Below are 17,356 nucleotides of genomic sequence, written 5' to 3'. Positions count from 1 at the left end.
TGGAAGAAGCCAAGCAAGAGGTAATGGAAATTGTTGATTTCCTTAAAAACCCTAAAAAATACACCAATCTGGGTGGTAAAATACCTAAAGGTGCCTTATTGGTAGGCTCGCCTGGTACAGGTAAAACCCTGTTGGCTAAAGCCGTTGCCGGCGAAGCACAGGTGCCTTTCTTCTCCCTATCAGGTTCTGACTTTGTGGAGATGTTTGTAGGCGTGGGCGCATCACGTGTTCGCGACTTGTTCCGTCAGGCAAAAGACAAAGCGCCTTGTATCATATTTATTGACGAGATTGACGCAATTGGACGTGCCCGTGGCAAAAACAATATTGTAGGTGGTAATGATGAACGCGAAAACACGCTGAACCAGTTGCTGGTTGAGATGGATGGTTTCGGTACCGACTCTGGTATTATCATTTTAGCCGCAACTAACCGTCCGGATGTACTGGACTCTGCGTTATTGCGTCCGGGTCGTTTTGACAGGCAGGTATCTATTGATAAACCAGATTTGGTTGGCCGTGAGCAGATATTCAAAGTACACTTGAAACCGGTTAAACTGGCAGATGGTGTAGATGCTAAAAAACTATCGGCGCAAACACCTGGCTTTGCCGGTGCCGAAATAGCCAACGTTTGTAACGAAGCCGCTTTGATAGCTGCCCGTAAAAACAAAGAGGCAGTTGATATGCAGGACTTTCAAGATGCTATTGACCGTGTAATTGGTGGTTTAGAAAAGAAAAACAAGATCATATCGCCAGAAGAAAAACGCATTGTGGCTTACCATGAAGCTGGCCACGCTATAGCCGGCTGGTTCCTTGAACATGCCGATCCGTTGGTGAAGGTATCTATAGTACCGCGTGGAGTTGCTGCGTTGGGTTATGCGCAATACCTACCCAAAGAGCAATTTTTATATACTACAGAACAATTGCTTGATGGCATGTGTATGACACTGGGTGGCCGTGTTGCCGAAGATATTACCTTTGGTAAAATATCAACCGGTGCGCAAAATGACCTGGAGCGCATTACCAAACTGGCTTATGCTATGGTAACCATTTATGGTATGAATACCAAAGTTGGTAACGTTTCATTTAACGATACCCAGGGCGAATACCAGTTTAACAAACCATACTCAGAAAAAACATCTGAGCTGATTGACGACGAGGTTCGCAACCAGATAGCCGAAGTTTACGAACGCACTAAACAACTGCTTACTGATAAACGTGAAGGCTTGGAAAAACTGGCCAACAAACTGTTGGAAAAAGAGATCCTGTTCCAATCAGATCTGGAAGAGATTTTAGGTAAACGTCCATTTGATCACCGTACAACTTATGATGAGTTTGTAAACGGTTCTGAAGAATCAAACCAGGATCCGGTAGCGCAAAACCTGATTCATGAAGGTGTAAGCGACCATTCAGGAACCTTTAACCGCAACCCGGAAGAAAAGGATGCCAGTGGCACCGAAACCAAATAATAAAACAAAACTTAAAAAGAAGCCATCAGCCACAGTTGATGGCTTTGTTTTAACCTATGAGGGATATTACTACATCAAAAGAAAAACTGCTTAAAAAGATACGTAAAGCACTTCTGGAAAAAAGGGATAACCCATACCCCCAACTGGAAGATTTGCCGCATTACGCACCTGTTGATGAGATTCCTGAGGTAATTTTCGCTGAACAATTTACCGCCGTTAATGGTCAGTTTATTTTTTGCGAAGATGAGATACAATTCATTGAAACCCTGCTTACCCTTGCCGAAGAGCGCAACTGGCGAAAAATATATTGCTGGGAGCCTGGTTTGCAGGAAATACTTACCCGTTTTGAATATCCGTTTTACGAAACCGACAAAGACTTTGAACAAGCCGATGTTGGCTTTACCTTTTGCGAAGCGCTAATAGCGCGCAACGGCAGTATCCTGTTATCAAACGGCAACATGGCCGGAAGGCGTTTAAGTATATACCCTCCGGTGCATATTGTGTTGGCTTATACCTCGCAAATGGTGCTTGACCTAAAAGATGGTTTTAAGCTGATAAAAAACAAATACGGATCTAATTTACCCTCCATGATCAGCAATGTTACCGGCCCAAGCCGTACTGCTGATATTGAGAAAACCCTTGTACTGGGAGCGCATGGCCCGAAAGAGCTCTTCGTGTTTTTGTTAGATGATAGCGATAGTGCTTCCTGAGTTATCACAAAGTTAACTCAGTGTAAAAGCAACACCTGCATAATAATCAATAGTTCAGTTAGTTAACTTTTATTTATATATTCTATTCAGTCTCACAATTTGTGCGCTATTTCATTCCGGATTTAGTAGATTGCTGCAAAAAAAACCAACATTATGGAACAGATTGAATTGAGCACTGCGAAAAAAATGGTAGACCACTATCAAGAAACAAGGAAAAAACTAATTGATAAAACACACGGCGTTAATGATACCGAGTCTATCTGGATACCGCTTGAGCATTTCAAAAACTTTATCAATAACTTACCCGAAAATGCAACCGGCGTAAGAATTTATCTGGCAGCTTATGATCAACATGAACCTCATTATCCAAACCAAACAACAGCCGTTATTATGGGTACAGTAAGCGATGGCGATGATCATACCGACGTAATTGCCAGCGGTGGTGCCTTAGCCGACGCTAACCGCGGTTTGGAACCCTTTAATAAAGGTAAGCAATGTCCTCCGTTTTGCTAATAATCCTATTACGCTAACTGCTTAAGCAAATAAAAAGCTAAAATGATATTTCTATTTTAGCTTTTTATTAAAACGCTTTCACACGCAGGCTCATGTTAAATTATCTGTATTTCTTTTTTGAATTACTTGCCCTCATAAGCTGTGCGTACTCTTATAAAAAACTCGATCAAAATTTCAGAATATTTCTCCCTTTTCTGATATTCATTGTAGTTTATGAGTTTGCTAACATCTACAGCTGGCTCAATTGGAATCACTCAAACGCCTGGTGTAACAATCTTGAGGGCATTATTGAACTTTTTGTATATGGATGGTTCATGGCCTCCTTAGATAAGAGAAAGCAATACCGTAAAAAAGTTTACATAATAGTTGCAGTTGGTACAGTATTAACCCTCATAGATATGTTTTTCATACAGGGCTTCTGGAACCTGGGCACTATAGGTATTGTAATACAAAACACCATACAAGCCACATTGGTATGTATTTACTATCACAATTTGCTGAATAACACCGATGAGTATCTTGACCTATTGCGTTACCCTCCATTTTACGCTACTATTGGTTTGTTATTTTACTCATTAGCCAACTTTTTTTACTACGCGGTTTTTAGCTATATGCTATATAAAAACAACTATCACTTTTATATTTTGGCAAAAGTAATTACAGATTTAGGCTGCATATTCATATATTCACTTTTAGCTGTTTCATTTTTATGCTTTTCAAGGACGAAGAAGTTATCCTGATACTGATTGCGGGCACAGCTATGTTAATGCTGCTTGGGGTATTTATTGTGAGCTTTTTGTTGCTTTATCAACGCAAGCAAAATAAAAACCTGTTTGAAAAGGAGCAGCTCAAATCCTCATTCCAACAAGAATTGCTTATAACCCGGATGGAAATCCAGGAAGAAACGTTGAATAATATCAGCCGTGAATTGCATGATAATGTAACCCAGGTTTTATCATTCGTAAAGCTTAATTTAGGTGTACTAAGTAAAAGCCTTGACCGTAACGGGCAAATAAAACTTAACGACAACCGGGAGCTGATTGCCCAGTCTATCAGCGACTTACGAAATCTCTCAAAAAGCATTAGTTTTGAACACATCAGCTCTATAGGTCTTGTAAAAACACTGGAAATGGAGGCCGAGCGTATCAATAAGAGCGATATTATCAAGATGGCACTCAAGATTGATGGCGAAATTTATCCGCTTGGCGAACAACGTGAACTGGTTTTATTCCGGATATTTCAGGAAGCCCTGAACAACGCTTTAAAATACGCGCAGGCCTCAAACTTTAAAATCAGTTTGTATTATAAACCACAAATGTTTAATTTGACCGTCGAAGATGATGGTATTGGTTTTGAACCCGAATTACTGAAAGACAAAAGCGGATCGGGCTTAAGAAACATTACTAACAGGGCCTCGTTAATTGGCGCGGAGGCTATTATAAACAGTTCGCCGGGTAATGGCTGTAATATTAAGCTATCACTCAATCCGCTCGTACAAGAAACATATGCTAACGGAACCCATACAAATAGCCCTGGTTGATGATCACCGCCTTTTCAGAAGCGGTATAGCGTCATTAGTTAGGAGCCTTAACCGGTACAACATATTATTTGAAGCCGCCAACGGCAAAGAATTAGTTGATAAAATAACCGAAGGACACGTCCCCCAGATTGTTTTACTTGATATTAATATGCCGGTTATGGATGGTATATCAACCGCTCAATGGCTTAAAAAACACCAACCCGCGATCCGTGTTATCATACTATCAATGTTTGAAGATGCCGAAAAGGTACTTGCAATGGTTAAAATGGGCGTAAAAGGCTATCTGCTTAAAGATTCTGAACCGCATGAATTTGAAGCGGCCTTACTGAAAGTAGCAGATGGCGACCTGTATTACCCCGACTTTGTTACCAAGCATTTACTCAACAACTTTAACAGCGATAAAACGGTACAAGTAAAGCTAAATCCGCGCGAAATTGAATTTTTGCGCCTTACAGGCACCGAGCTCACCTATAAAGAAATTGCCGACACCATGTGCATCAGCGTACGTACTGTTGATAGTTATCGCGACCAGCTTTTTGATAAACTGGGTATTAAAAGCCGTGTAGGATTGGTTTTGTACAGTATAAAAAACAAACTGATCGACTTGTAATTTGCTAATATAATTAGCAAATTTGTTAAATGGTACATGAAGACAATCCCGACTTTTTTAAAGGCCGGGGAGCGCAGTTAAACACCCATAACAAGTTTTTAAAAACCAAATACGTAGCCGAGCACATTGAAGGTTTGGATGAACCGCTGCTGGAAAATAGCGCTACCCAACTTTTTGAAGAAACACCAAAAAAAATAGTAAGCGAATCGCACAGTCCGGATCTGAGCCACATGTATTCCATTAATCCTTACCAGGGTTGCGAACATGGGTGCATATACTGCTATGCCCGTAACAGTCATGAATATTATGGTTTTAGCGCTGGCCTTGATTTTGAGCGTAAGATCATTATCAAACGTAATGCGCCCGAATTACTGGAGCAATATTTTAATAAAAAGAATTACAAGCCGGTGTGCATTATGCTATCGGGCAATACCGATTGTTATCAGCCTGTTGAACGGCGACTGGAAATAACCCGGAAACTGCTCGAGATGTTCTTGCACTATAAAAACCCGGTCAGCATTATCACCAAAAACAACCTGATCCTGCGCGATCTGGACATTCTCACCGAACTGGCATCCATGAACCTGATACACGTAAACGTATCTATCACCTCATTAAATGAACAGCTGCGCCAGAAACTGGAGCCTCGCACTGTTACAGCCACAGGCCGGTTAGCAGTGGTACAAAAGCTATCAGAAAAGGGAATCCCCGTTAGGGTAATGGCCGCCCCCATCATTCCCGGGCTCAACAGCAACGAAGTGCCAAACATTATCAAAGCCGCCGCAGACAGGGGCGCTTTAGCTGCCGGTTTTACCATTGTGCGGTTGAATGGCAGTATTGCCGAGATCTTTAGCGATTGGATATACAAAACTTTTCCTGACAGGGCCGAAAAGGTTTTAAACATGATTAAATCTTGCCATGACGGTAAGCTGAATGACAGCGATTTTGGCCGCCGTATGAGCGGCGAAGGAAAAGTAGCAGAATCCATCCACCAGATGTTCCGGATGTCCTGTAACCGCTTTATGGCAGGCCGAGTGATGCCCGAGTATGATTATACTTTGTTTGTACCCAGAAAAGGCAGACAAACAAGCCTATTTGACAGCTGATTTGGGTGATTACGTTGATTCTGTTGATAATTTACCACAATCTATAAAAACCCCTATACCCACACCAACAGTATAACACAGCATATCACTCCATAAAAACCCCGCGCCTAAAACCAGTCGGCCAAAAAGCGTATGCCTGAGCTCGTTTATCCACGGTGCCTGATAAAGTTGGCTGAACTCTATGGCGTAGCAAAACAGCAAGCTGCCTATAACAATAAATTTTACCGGCTTGCTGATAAATAAAAACCTCACAATAAAGTAAACCATCTGCGCCCAAAGAATATCGCCGACAAACAAGGGAATAAATTTAAAATGACGGGATAGCAGGCCAGCAATAATAGTGGACAATATCAAGATAAGATATCTAATTCTTGGGCGCATTATGTTTAATTATCTAACAACCGCCTGTGGTAGTTAACCTGGCCCAGGTGATAGTTCAAATGGCTTACTACGTGCGTTAATAGATAATTGGTACTCACCTTTTCATCAAACAGCAATTGCGGATACTCTTCTTCAAGTTGAGCATCAGTCAGGTTATCAAAAGTCTGAGCAACCACCAATATGGTTTCGTCAAGGCGTTTTAATAATTCGGCTCTTGGTACACTATCCGGCAGAAATTCAAGATCGCGTTTCCTGATATAATCGGTATTGCCCAATTGGGCACCTATAAAGTGGTTTAAACTACCTATTAAGTGAACGCACAAAGTACCGGCACTATTGGTAATCTGCTTTTCGGCATGCCATATCTTTTGCTCATCTCGGTAAAGTTCAATTTCGGTTTTAAGCTTAGCCAAATCTCTTAGAAAAATTTTTTTAAATACTGCTACCATTATATTCTCGGTTTATTATCAGGGTTAAATGTATTACCAATAATCATGGTTCACAAATAAAAATACGCTTACAAAAAAAGGCGCCTTGTGGGCGCCTTCTGTATATTTTAAGCTGTTGCTTATGCTTCTTCTGCTTCCAGAGCCATTTGCTCGTCAACAAGGATACGACCGCAATGCTCGCAAACGATGATCTTTTTACGCTGACGGATGTCAGACTGGCGTTGAGGAGGTATTTGGTTAAAGCATCCTGAGCATGAATCACGCTGGATAGTTACCACAGCTAAACCATTCTTAGCATTTTGGCGTAAGCGGTTGTATGCAGTTAATAAACGTTCTTCAATATTTCCGGTCGCTTTTTCTGCCTGAGAAGTCAATTCATTTTCTTCTTTTTCGGTTTCGGCAGTAATGGTACCTAATTCGTCTTTTTTAGCATCAAGATCGCTCCTGCGTGCTTCCAGATCGGCAAGGGCTTTTTCGTATATCTGGGTTTTTGAAGTGATCTCAAAACCATACTCACGTATTTTTTTCTCGCTTACCTGTATATCTAATCCCTGTATCTCAATTTCTTTTGATATGGCATCATACTCACGGTTATTCTTAACTTCATTAAGCTGACCTTCGTATTTTTTGATATTAGCCTGAGCTTCTTTGATCAGGTTTTTGCGGGTTACTATTTCATCCTCTACATCATCCAGCTCAGCTTTGATCTTTTGGATGCGGGTTTCAAGACCTGCAACATCATCTTCCAAATCGGCAACCTCCATTGGCAGCTCGCCCCTTACCTGACGGATCCTATCAATTTTGGTGTGGATGGTTTGTAGTTCGTATAAAGCTTTAAGCTTCTGTTCTACGGTTTGTTCCATTAAATAAAATATTTGACTGGGTTTGTATTTACCTCTGTTAAACGGACGGCAAAGATAGGAAATTTTTTCCTTATTATTTCATACAATAATTGCGCCGTAAATTGTTCACTCTCAAAGTGTCCGATATCTGCTATAACTATTTTTCCTTCGGCATCAAAAAACTCATGATACTTGTAATCGGCAGTCACAAAAACATCAGCTCCTGCCGCAATGGCATGCTTTAATAAAAAGCCTCCGGCACCACCGCAAACAGCTACTTTTTTAACGGGCTTTCCGGTTAATGCCGTATGCCTGATCACGTGCGTACGCATCTTGTCTTTCAACTGAAACAAAAACGATTCTTCGTTTTGCGGTATCTCCAGTTCGCCTATCATGCCGGAGCCTACCTGCTGATACTGGTTAGTTAAATTAAAAAGATCATAGGCCACTTCCTCATACGGGTGGGCCAATATCAGCGCCATCAGTATTTTGCTTTCCAGATTGGCCGGATAGATGGTTTCCATACGCACCTCGCTTTCTTCATGGCGCTTTCCTGGTTCGCCAACGTATGGATTGGTAGCATCGCTGCCTTTAAATGTACCTACACCATCAATATTAAAGCTGGCTTCGCTATAGTTACCAATGTTGCCCGCACCGGCAGCAAACAAAGCATCGCGTACCTCATTAGCATGGCTCTGGGGCACAAAAGTTACCAGTTTTTTTAAAAGGTTATGCTTGGGGGAAAGTATACGGCAGTTTTTTAAACCCAAAGTATCGCAAATGCGTTGGTTTACGCCACCCATAATATTATCCAAATTGGTATGTATGGCGTATATGGCTATATGGTTGCGGATAGCTTTCTCCACTACCCTTTCCACATATGTTTTGCTGTTAAATCTTTTTAACCCTTTAAAAACAATGGGATGGTGCGATATAATAACCTGGCAACCGGTGGCAATAGCCTCGTCAACAATGGCTTCGGTACAATCTAAAGATAGCAGCGCCTGGCTAACTTCCTGATCCGGGTTGCCCACAATAAGACCTGAGTTGTCGTAATCTTCCTGGTACACTAGTGGCGCCAGGCTCTCAAGGTATGCGGTTAGTACAGCTAATTTCATGAACAAATATGGATATAAAGCATAGCCGGCTATCAATTGTTTATATTACTCATCGCCGCCATGCGATGGCTTTCATAAGCCATGTTCTTATTATACTCCAAAGTGAGCGATTTATTTTTCACCACATCAACAATAGTTCCAATAAAGCAAAGCCCGCCGGTTAAAAAGTACAAAATACCCATACCTATCTGCCCTAAAACAAAGCGGTGTATTCCGGCAGCACCAACAAAACCCAGCAAGGTAAAAATAAGTATCTCGTTGGTGTTTTTACGCTTATTGCTGTAAACCATGTAAAAGTATTTTTTCTGCTCTTCACTAAGTTCCCTTGTCGCCTGCTGTAAAAAGCCCATTTCTTCGGGTCCCATATCAGCAAAGTTCATATAGGGGTCTTGATGCATGTTCATATGTTAAGGTTTATAATGATAGCTGTTAGCTCAAAAATAATTATTTTACAATATAAAACGATAAGCAATTTACAGTAAGAAGTAAGTTGAAGCAAAATATTTGTCTGCTAATTTTCAGATGTATTTGTAACGTTATAAAATAACAAGCGTCTATGCAATATATTGATCCTGAAGCCTATATTATCATTATGAAAAACCTAAAAACAAGAAGCTTTACAATATTAATTTTATTGTTTACATCTCTAAGCACCATCGCGCAGCAGCGTACGGTTAGTTATGATTTGCAAAGCCTGGTTTCCGAACACAGAGTTAGTGTATATAACCGGACGGCATCGCCCTTAAACGATCATGGTAAAAAAGGCCTTGCTTTATCTGCCAAGTACAATGATGGGGTAGCCTGGATAGATGGTGTTACTTTTGCCAACGGAATTATAGAGCTTGATGTACGCGGTAAAAACATACCCCAGCAAAGTTTTTTAGGGGTAGCTTTTCATGGCGTGGACGAAAAAACGCTGGATGCGGTCTATTTTCGCCCGTTCAACTTTCACGCGGCTGATTCTGTTCAGCGGATACACATGGTACAATACGTATCACACCCTTTGTACCCTTGGGATGTATTACGACAAAAATTTAACGCCCAGTATGAAAAAAATATCTCATCTCCTCCAAATCCTGACGAATGGTTTCATGTTCGAATAGAGGTTAGGTATCCGCAGGTATATGTATTTGTTAACAATCAACCCAAGCCATGTTTAACCGTTAAACAACTAAACAATCGCCAAAGCGGCAAGCTGGGCCTCTGGGTTGGTAACGGATCTGACGGCGAATTTGCAAACCTGAAGGTTACTTTTTTTAATTAACAAAAAATTGCGCCGGGCATAGGGGTAAGTATAAATCCGGTTGTAATACCGGTATGAAAGTATTAGTTACCGGAGCAACAGGTTTTATTGGCAGACAGCTTTCGCTGAAACTGGCGGCGGCAGATTATGAGGTAAAAGCATTATGCCGTGATACCAACCATCCATATTTAATAAAACACCACAACATTGAGCCCGTACTGGGCAACGTCCTTTATCCGCAAAGCCTCAAAAAGGCGATGAACGGATGCACGCAGATTTATCACACGGCAGCTATGGCCAAAATGTGGTGCCGCAACCCAGATGATTTTCATGAAACCAATGTTAATGGCACCCGCAACGTACTGGAGGCCGCATTGCAAACCGGCATCCAAAAGATGGTATATACCTCTACCTGTGGTGTATGGGGGCCAACCATTAAACACCCCATGACCGAGAACGCCCCCCGCATATGTGGCTTCCCGATAGCTTATGAGCGCACCAAATACCTGGCCGAACTGGAAGTACAAAACTTTGTAAAACGTGGTTTGGATGTGGTTATCGTAAACCCATCGCGGGTATATGGCGCCGGCCCGGTTACCGATAGCAATACCGTAGCCAAAATGGTATCAGGCTATTTAAACGGTACCTGGCGTTTTATTCCCGGCAGTGGCGAACAGATAGCCAATTACGCTTTTTTAGATGATGTAGTTGCGGGCCATATTGCCGCCATGCATAAAGGTATTCCTGGCGAACGCTATATTTTGGGCGGGCACGACATAAGCTTTAATGATTTTTTTAAAACGCTGCAGCAAATATCTGGCAGGCAACTTAGCATGATCAGAGTGCCGCTAAAGGTTATTGAACTTTACAGCAGATTGGAACAGTTCAAAACATGGCTTACCGGAACACCGCCGGTGTTTCTACCCGAGTTTGCTCAGCGCCTGCGTTATGATCAAAAATATAGCAGCAATAAGGCGGTCGCTCAATTAAATTATACCCTTACCCCTTTTGCCGAAGGATTACAAAAAACAGTTGATTATTTTATGGGATCAAAGAGCAATGACGAAATGATCAATGATAAAATATCGGTGGAATCATATGATCCTGTAAATCCTATTTCAGAAAGCAATCAAATAAATTTATGTCACAATTAACCGCTATAATAACCGGTGCCAGCGAAGGCCTCGGTAAATCATTTGCCATTGAGCTGGCCAGCCGTAATATTAATCTGGTACTGGTAGCGCTACCGTCATCAGGTCTGCCTGAATTGGCTTCATTTATACGTAAAAACTTTGCCATAGATGTGAATTATCTTGAAGCCGACCTTACCTGCACCGAAAGCTATCCGGAGATATTCAATTATTTACAGAAGCAGCAAATTACTGCACACTTGCTCATTAATAACGCAGGCTTAGGTAATTGGTCATGGTTTGAAGAAAAAAGTATCTGCTTTTATAAAACTCAAATAGAGTTGAATGTGATTACCCCGGTATTGCTTACCCGTTTATTTCTGGCCCAGACAGATGTCGCCATAACCTCTTACATTTTAAATGTAGGTAGTTTGGGTGGTTTATTTGTGGTGCCCAAAAAGCAGGTGTATGGCGCAACCAAATCGTTTATCCGTTATTTTACCCGATGCCTGCAGTTGGAGTTGCATGGTTCAAATGTAAAACTCAGTTTACTTAGCCCGGGAGGTATCAATACCAAACCTGAGCTGCTGGTAATGAACAACACGCTCAAAGGAATATCCAAAGCCACCATTTTGGAGCCCGAGCAAGTGGCCCGCATAGCCATTGATGGCTTGCTGAAAGGCAAAAAAGAAATTATTCCCGGCATGGTGAACAAGCTATTGGTTTTATTGAATAGTTTACTCCCTGATTATGTAAAAGATAGTATAATTAAACGAAGATTAAACACTATTTTAGAGTCGTGAATTTATGATCCTGTCATTACCCATATACCGGCTTATTAAAAACCTGAGCAGTTACTTTAACCGCACCAGCAATACCTGTACGGTGATTGACGATGAAACTATTATTATCAATTCGGGCAGCCTGCGTGGGCTTATCCTTGAGTTTCATTATAACTTTTGCCAGGTAAAGATCCGCGGCCGCATTAACCTTTGCATTGATATTACGAGAGATATTTCTGTAGATGTGCTGATGCGCATACTGGCCAGCCATAACATTATCCAAAGCCCGCCAGCTCCCTGAGACTTTTGGGACTATGAGATTTTTGGACAAAGGACGTAAGGACAAAAGACAAACTTCAGGATAAACCCCTAAATTCTTTATCTTTTGTCATTACATCTTTACTCCATAACCCAAAAGTCCATAGTCTTTTCGTCCTTTGTCCAAAAGCCCTAAAGTCACATAGTCCTCAAGTCCAAAAGTCCGCTCATCACATCAAAAAGTTTGTTACTTTTGTGCCTATTGCTATTTATTTATGAGCGAAGAAAGATCACTGAATTTTTTAGAGGAAATTGTTGAAGAAGACATAGCTGCCGGTAAAAACGGAGGCGATATATTAACCCGTTTTCCACCCGAGCCTAATGGCTACCTGCATATTGGCCATGCCAAATCTATTTGCCTGAACTTTGGGCTTGCAAAAAAATATAACGGCAAAACCAACCTACGTTTTGATGATACCAATCCAACCAAAGAGGATGTTGAATACGTTGACAGTATCAAAGAGGATGTAAAATGGCTTGGCTTTGATTGGGCCAATGAGTTTTACGCGTCTGACTATTTCGACAAATTATATGACCTGGCTGTTGAGCTCATTAAAAATAATCTGGCTTATGTTGATGACAGTACTGCCGAAGAAATAGCCTCCCAAAAAGGCACTCCTACCGAGCCCGGCACGCCTAACCAATACCGCAGCCGTTCGGTTGAGGAAAACCTGCAATTGTTTGCCGATATGAAAGCCGGTAAATACCCTGATGGTGCCAAAGTGCTGCGTGCCAAGCTTGATCTGGCATCGCCAAACATGCACCTGCGCGACCCTCTGATGTACCGGATTAAACACGCCCACCATCACCGTACCGGCGATGCCTGGTGCATTTACCCGATGTATGATTTTGCCCACGGCCAGTCAGACGCTATTGAGCACATTACGCATTCGGTTTGTACGCTGGAGTTTGTGCCTCACCGCCCGCTGTATGATTGGTTTATTGAGCGCCTGGAGCTTTTCCCGTCTAAACAATACGAGTTTGCACGTCTTAACCTTAACTATACCGTAATGAGCAAGCGCAAGTTGCTGCAACTGGTTGAGGAAAAGCATGTGGAAGGCTGGGACGATCCGCGTATGCCTACCATCAGCGGTTTGCGCCGTCGTGGTTATACGCCGGCCAGTATCCGTGAGTTTTGTGATCGCATTGGCGTAGCCAAACGTGAAAACATGATCGACGTGGGTTTGCTAGAATTCTGCATCCGCGAGGATCTGAATAAAACGGCATGGCGCCGGATGGCTGTGCTTGACCCGATCAAGTGTATTCTGACTAACTACCCGGAAGGCGAAACCGAAATTATGCACGGTGAAAACAACCCCGAGGTAGAAGATGGCGATGGCAGCCGCGAATTTCCTTTTAGCCGCGAACTTTGGATAGAACGCGAAGACTTTATGGAAGTACCACCCAAGAAGTTTTTTCGCTTAGGTGTTGGGCTGATGGTGCGTTTGAAAAACGCCTATATCATCCGCTGTGATGATTTTGTGAAAGATGCCGACGGCAATGTTACCGAGATACATTGTACCTACCTGCCTGAATCAAAATCGGGCAATGATACCAGTGGCATCAACGTAAAAGGAACCATTCACTGGGTAAGCGTGCCACATGCCAAAACCGCTGAGGTTAGATTATATGACCGCTTGTTTCAGGTAGAAAACCCGCAGCATGAAGACGGTGATTTTAAAGATTACCTGAACCCTAACAGCCTGCACATTATACCAACAGCCTACATTGAACCTGATTTGGCCAATGCCACACCGGGCAAGGCCATTCAGTTTATGCGCAAAGGCTATTTTACTTTAGATAAATACTCTACCCCAGATAAGCTGGTATTTAACCGTACCGTAACACTGAAGGATGGCTGGGTGAAAAAATAGATGGACGGAGCGAGTGCGGGGATTGAAGTGCGGAGAGCGTCTCCAATATTATTAAATAAAAAAAGAGGGTTTTCTGATTGGAAAACCCTCTTTTTTTATCGCCGCCCGTCATGACAAAACACATCTCGATCCCCGCTCCCCACACTTCAACTAATACTTCTTATAAACATTATACAACACATTCAGATCAAACTCCGTCATGGTTGGGGTTTCATCTGTTTGTACAAAGTGGCGTTTAAAGGCAACAATGGCGGCGGGCAGGTTACGGGTATCATAACCGATTAGCTTAAGTGCCGTGGCATAGTCGAAATTTTCGGGTGGCAGCTCCAGCAGTTCATCACGCCAGTAGCCGAAGCCTTTTTGGGCCAGCAGTTTCCAGGGGAAGAATGGCCCGGGATCGGGTTTGCGTAGCGGGGCAATATCCTGGTGACCAATAAAATTGCCCGTAGGTATGCCATAAGCCTTTTTAAGCTGCCCCAATAGCGCCAGCAGACTGTTTAGCTGCTGATCTGTAAAAGGCTCGTTGCCATTATTATCAATCTCGATACCTATAGAGCAACTGTTCATATCGGTTATGCTCCCCCAGCGGCTTACACCGCCATGCCAGGCCCGCAGATAATCGTTCAGCATGTGGTATACTTTGCCATCCTTGGCAACCACGTAATGAGCACTTACCTGTGTTTTTACTATGGTAAACGTTTTAAGCGTTTGCTGAATGGAATCCTGCGCTGTAAAATGGATGATCACATAGTTAGGCTTGCGCAAGTTAAAGTTAACCGTACCCACCCATTCGCCGGGGGTGGCGGTACCCGCACTATCGGTCAGCAAAGGAGGCTGCGTTTGCTCAATAATTTGTGCCAAAGTATCGGCATGCTGTTTATATACCTTATTGGTTAAGGCATACGGCCCCTTAGGCGAACAGGAAGCCAGCGCCGCAAAGGCTCCTATTAAAAGTAAACTATAGTAATTGTTTTTCATGTAAAGCTTTGTAGAATAGCTAATGTAAGGAAATAGGTGATAAGTGGAAAAAGTGTTTTGACCGACATTATTGCCGTCAAAGAATTGTTACTTAAAAAAGATGAAATGACAATATATCTTGTTGAAAAAACCGGATGCTTAAATGGTTAGCGATTGTTGTGTTCCTCTCAATAACATCAATATCAATACTAATTTGTCATTACTGTACGAAGCAATCACAATCTGCATAGCGATGACTTATAAACTTTTGCAGATTTTATTTTGACTCATCGGCTTCTACTCCTCATTCGCAAAAGTATTCCCTTGATTAATGTCCCCGGTTTCGTAGCCTTTTTTAAACCAGTACATGCGTTGGGCGCTGGTGCCGTGGGTAAAACTGTCGGGCTCTACGTGGCCCTGGGCTTGTTTTTGAAGGCGGTCATCGCCGATGGCGTTGGCGGCATTTAAGGCTTCTTCAATATCGCCCGGATCAAGCACATTTTTGAGGTTTTGCTCGTAGTGCGCCCATACACCGGCGTAGAAGTCGGCCTGTAGTTCCAATTTTACGGATAGCTTATTGTACTGTGTCTCGCTGAGGCGACGGCGCGCCTGATCAACTTTGGCCGATGTGCCCAGCAGGTTTTGCACATGGTGACCAACTTCATGGGCTATTACATAGGCCTGGGCAAAATCACCGGCGGCTCCAAAGCGATTCTGCAGTTCATCATAAAACGATAGATCTATATACACCTTTGCATCCGCCGGGCAATAAAATGGCCCTGTCGCCGAACTGGCATTACCGCAGCCAGATTGTACGGCATCGGTAAACAGCACCATGCGGGGCTGCTGATAGGTTCGGCCCATTTCGTTAAAAATTTTCGTCCATATGTCTTCCGTATCGGCCAAAACTACTCTTACAAATTGCTTTTGCTTGTCTTCGGGAGCATTGGGGTCTGCAGCACGTAGTTCGGTCCGGGGCTGGGTATTGGTTGCTACCTGGTTAAGCAGTTGCGAGGTATCAACACCTGTAAAGTAATAAATGGCCAAAGCTATGATACTTACTATGCCGCCGCCCAGAGCAAAGCGACCACCGCCGCCACCACCGCGATCATCTTCTACATTGTCGCTTTCGCGTCTACCAAACCATTGCATATTGTTGTGATTAAAGTGTAAGTAAAAATAATTGTTTTAATTATTGTTTACCAGTCAGATAACGCTCTTTTATTCGGGAAAGGGTAGATGGGTGAGTTTAGCCGCTTGTCATTCCAGTAGACTCACCCCGACGACGCTCCGCTTGTCGACCCTCTCTTCAGCTTCGCTGGAAAGAGGGCGGGGGAAAAAGCAATTTACCCGCTTTCCGTCAAATGGCGAAGAGAGGGCGATACGGCATAGCGCAGATCAGATGAGTTTAACATTTTCCTCCTCTCACATAGGGGTAACACCTTAATGGGTTGTAATACCTGTAATTAAAAGGAATACAGGTATTAATCTATAAAAAATTTACTGTTATGATAACTACGCTGCTTATCTGGCTCTTTAAAAATTATGTGGCTCCGGCCCTTAAAAAAAGAAATATTAAGTTGTCTGTTTTTGTTGATCCGCTTAAAAAACTGGCTACCCTGCTGGCACTTATTTGCTTTTCAGGCACGTCATTGGCGCAGGAGCAAATTGTTAAATACAATGTATTACACGGTGGCAAGATTGTTGGCCATATGGATCTGTACCAGAAACATGAGGGAGATAACCTGTATCTGAAAATGATATCAGAGGTAAAAATGCGCTTTATCATGAGCATTAATGTAAACATTCATGAAGAATCGGTCTTTCAACATGGTAAACTGATCAGCTCCAGTGTGTGCCGAAATGTAAATGGCAAAGAAAAAGCAAACCGGCAAACTAAAGTCTGCGGCGATACTTACCAAACCCTGGCCGAAGGTAAATGTGGGCCGCGCGTTGAGCAAAAAAACATCAGCCAAAACCTGATGCTCTTGTACTGCCATGAACCGGATGATAACGCGCAGATCTACTCGGATAACTTTCAGCAGTTTTTGCAGGTAAAGCGAGTTTCTGACCACATGTATCGTATCGACCTGCCCGATGGCAATTATAACTTTTACTCATACAGCAACGGTGTTTGCAGCAAGGTTGATATACACCATTCGCTGTATACCATACAGATACAACTGGCCTGAAATTTTGCTTTTAACATTCCCTGTTGTGAATTTGACCGCCAAACAAGCTATCTTTAATGCAAACTTTCACCTCTTAAAAGTGGAATACAGCGATAGCACGGTCATCAGTTTAGTTATTGAAGGCAGCG

The 17,356-nt window shown here is 42.6% G+C and carries 20 protein-coding genes; 13 read left to right on the top strand and 7 right to left on the bottom strand.

Annotated elements, in window-relative coordinates:
* The 7 genes from ftsH to AAGC65_RS18935 all read left to right on the top strand — a co-directional run.
* On the top strand, positions 1 to 1,463 hold a 1,463-nt coding region (ftsH, locus tag AAGC65_RS18965; protein ID WP_343114039.1), incomplete at its 5' end, for an ATP-dependent zinc metalloprotease FtsH.
* Between the two features lie 56 nt (positions 1,464 to 1,519).
* Positions 1,520 to 2,173 (top strand): lactate utilization protein, encoded by a 654-nt coding sequence (locus AAGC65_RS18960; RefSeq protein WP_343114038.1) that lies wholly within the window; start codon positions 1,520 to 1,522, stop codon positions 2,171 to 2,173.
* Positions 2,174 to 2,326: 153 nt separating this feature from the next.
* On the top strand, positions 2,327 to 2,686 hold the full coding sequence (locus AAGC65_RS18955; RefSeq protein WP_343114037.1) for a hypothetical protein: 360 nt from the start codon (positions 2,327 to 2,329) through the stop codon (positions 2,684 to 2,686).
* Between the two features lie 92 nt (positions 2,687 to 2,778).
* Positions 2,779 to 3,426: a hypothetical protein gene (locus tag AAGC65_RS18950; RefSeq protein ID WP_343114036.1), complete on the top strand. Its 648-nt coding sequence runs from the start codon at positions 2,779 to 2,781 to the stop codon at positions 3,424 to 3,426.
* Positions 3,396 to 4,226 carry an ATP-binding protein gene (locus AAGC65_RS18945; RefSeq protein ID WP_343114035.1) on the top strand — a complete coding sequence of 277 codons (831 nt, stop codon included), beginning with the start codon at positions 3,396 to 3,398 and terminating at the stop codon, positions 4,224 to 4,226. The genes AAGC65_RS18950 and AAGC65_RS18945 overlap by 31 nt, the downstream gene beginning before the upstream one ends.
* Entirely contained in the window at positions 4,192 to 4,836 is a 645-nt protein-coding gene (locus AAGC65_RS18940; protein WP_343114034.1) for a response regulator transcription factor, read from the top strand. Before AAGC65_RS18945 ends, AAGC65_RS18940 begins: the two co-directional genes overlap by 35 nt.
* 29 nt (positions 4,837 to 4,865) lie before the next feature.
* Positions 4,866 to 5,942, top strand: coding sequence for a PA0069 family radical SAM protein (locus AAGC65_RS18935; RefSeq protein WP_343114033.1), 1,077 nt, complete (start codon positions 4,866 to 4,868; stop codon positions 5,940 to 5,942).
* Positions 5,943 to 5,951: 9 nt separating this feature from the next.
* On the opposite strand, the gene AAGC65_RS18930 is transcribed toward AAGC65_RS18935, so the two are convergent.
* The 5 genes from AAGC65_RS18930 to AAGC65_RS18910 form a co-directional block, all read right to left on the bottom strand.
* Positions 5,952 to 6,323 (bottom strand): DUF2809 domain-containing protein, encoded by a 372-nt coding sequence (locus AAGC65_RS18930; RefSeq protein WP_343114032.1) that lies wholly within the window; start codon positions 6,321 to 6,323, stop codon positions 5,952 to 5,954.
* A 5-nt stretch (positions 6,324 to 6,328) separates the two neighbouring features.
* On the bottom strand, positions 6,329 to 6,772 hold the full coding sequence (locus tag AAGC65_RS18925) for a DinB family protein (protein ID WP_343114031.1): 444 nt from the start codon (positions 6,770 to 6,772) through the stop codon (positions 6,329 to 6,331).
* Between the two features lie 119 nt (positions 6,773 to 6,891).
* Positions 6,892 to 7,635 (bottom strand): C4-type zinc ribbon domain-containing protein, encoded by a 744-nt coding sequence (locus AAGC65_RS18920; protein ID WP_343114030.1) that lies wholly within the window; start codon positions 7,633 to 7,635, stop codon positions 6,892 to 6,894.
* Complete coding sequence (locus AAGC65_RS18915) at positions 7,635 to 8,732, bottom strand: Nif3-like dinuclear metal center hexameric protein (protein WP_343114029.1); 1,098 nt, start codon at positions 8,730 to 8,732, stop codon at positions 7,635 to 7,637. The genes AAGC65_RS18920 and AAGC65_RS18915 overlap by 1 nt, the downstream gene beginning before the upstream one ends.
* 32 nt (positions 8,733 to 8,764) lie before the next feature.
* Complete coding sequence (locus tag AAGC65_RS18910; RefSeq protein WP_343114028.1) at positions 8,765 to 9,136, bottom strand: TM2 domain-containing protein; 372 nt, start codon at positions 9,134 to 9,136, stop codon at positions 8,765 to 8,767.
* Between the two features lie 188 nt (positions 9,137 to 9,324).
* Between AAGC65_RS18910 and AAGC65_RS18905 the strand changes: the two genes are divergently transcribed.
* From AAGC65_RS18905 to AAGC65_RS18885, 5 genes are all read left to right on the top strand, one after another.
* Complete coding sequence (locus tag AAGC65_RS18905; protein WP_343114027.1) at positions 9,325 to 9,996, top strand: hypothetical protein; 672 nt, start codon at positions 9,325 to 9,327, stop codon at positions 9,994 to 9,996.
* A 53-nt stretch (positions 9,997 to 10,049) separates the two neighbouring features.
* The gene (locus AAGC65_RS18900) at positions 10,050 to 11,129 is read left to right on the top strand and encodes an SDR family oxidoreductase (protein ID WP_343114026.1); all 1,080 of its coding nucleotides are present in this window, start codon (positions 10,050 to 10,052) and stop codon (positions 11,127 to 11,129) included.
* Positions 11,117 to 11,908: an SDR family NAD(P)-dependent oxidoreductase gene (locus AAGC65_RS18895; RefSeq protein ID WP_343114025.1), complete on the top strand. Its 792-nt coding sequence runs from the start codon at positions 11,117 to 11,119 to the stop codon at positions 11,906 to 11,908. Before AAGC65_RS18900 ends, AAGC65_RS18895 begins: the two co-directional genes overlap by 13 nt.
* 4 nt (positions 11,909 to 11,912) lie before the next feature.
* Positions 11,913 to 12,188 (top strand): hypothetical protein, encoded by a 276-nt coding sequence (locus AAGC65_RS18890; protein WP_343114024.1) that lies wholly within the window; start codon positions 11,913 to 11,915, stop codon positions 12,186 to 12,188.
* Positions 12,189 to 12,420: 232 nt separating this feature from the next.
* Positions 12,421 to 14,079, top strand: a complete 1,659-nt coding sequence (locus AAGC65_RS18885; RefSeq protein WP_343114023.1) for a glutamine--tRNA ligase/YqeY domain fusion protein — start codon at positions 12,421 to 12,423, stop codon at positions 14,077 to 14,079.
* Positions 14,080 to 14,229: 150 nt separating this feature from the next.
* Here the strand turns inward: AAGC65_RS18885 and AAGC65_RS18880 are convergent, their stop codons facing one another.
* Both AAGC65_RS18880 and AAGC65_RS18875 read right to left on the bottom strand, forming a co-directional pair.
* Positions 14,230 to 15,057, bottom strand: a complete 828-nt coding sequence (locus tag AAGC65_RS18880; protein WP_343114022.1) for an N-acetylmuramoyl-L-alanine amidase — start codon at positions 15,055 to 15,057, stop codon at positions 14,230 to 14,232.
* Between the two features lie 276 nt (positions 15,058 to 15,333).
* Entirely contained in the window at positions 15,334 to 16,188 is an 855-nt protein-coding gene (locus AAGC65_RS18875) for a neutral zinc metallopeptidase (RefSeq protein ID WP_343114021.1), read from the bottom strand.
* Between the two features lie 356 nt (positions 16,189 to 16,544).
* On the opposite strand from AAGC65_RS18875, the gene AAGC65_RS18870 reads away from it, so the two are divergent.
* Positions 16,545 to 17,228, top strand: a complete 684-nt coding sequence (locus tag AAGC65_RS18870; protein ID WP_343114020.1) for a DUF6134 family protein — start codon at positions 16,545 to 16,547, stop codon at positions 17,226 to 17,228.
* Positions 17,229 to 17,356: the final 128 nt, after the last annotated feature.

This window comes from Mucilaginibacter sp., from assembly GCF_039207105.1.
Classification (GTDB): Bacteria; Bacteroidota; Bacteroidia; order Sphingobacteriales; family Sphingobacteriaceae; genus Mucilaginibacter.
The sequence above is the reverse complement of the archived record's forward strand: the minus strand, read 5'-3'. Positions and strand labels throughout refer to the sequence as shown.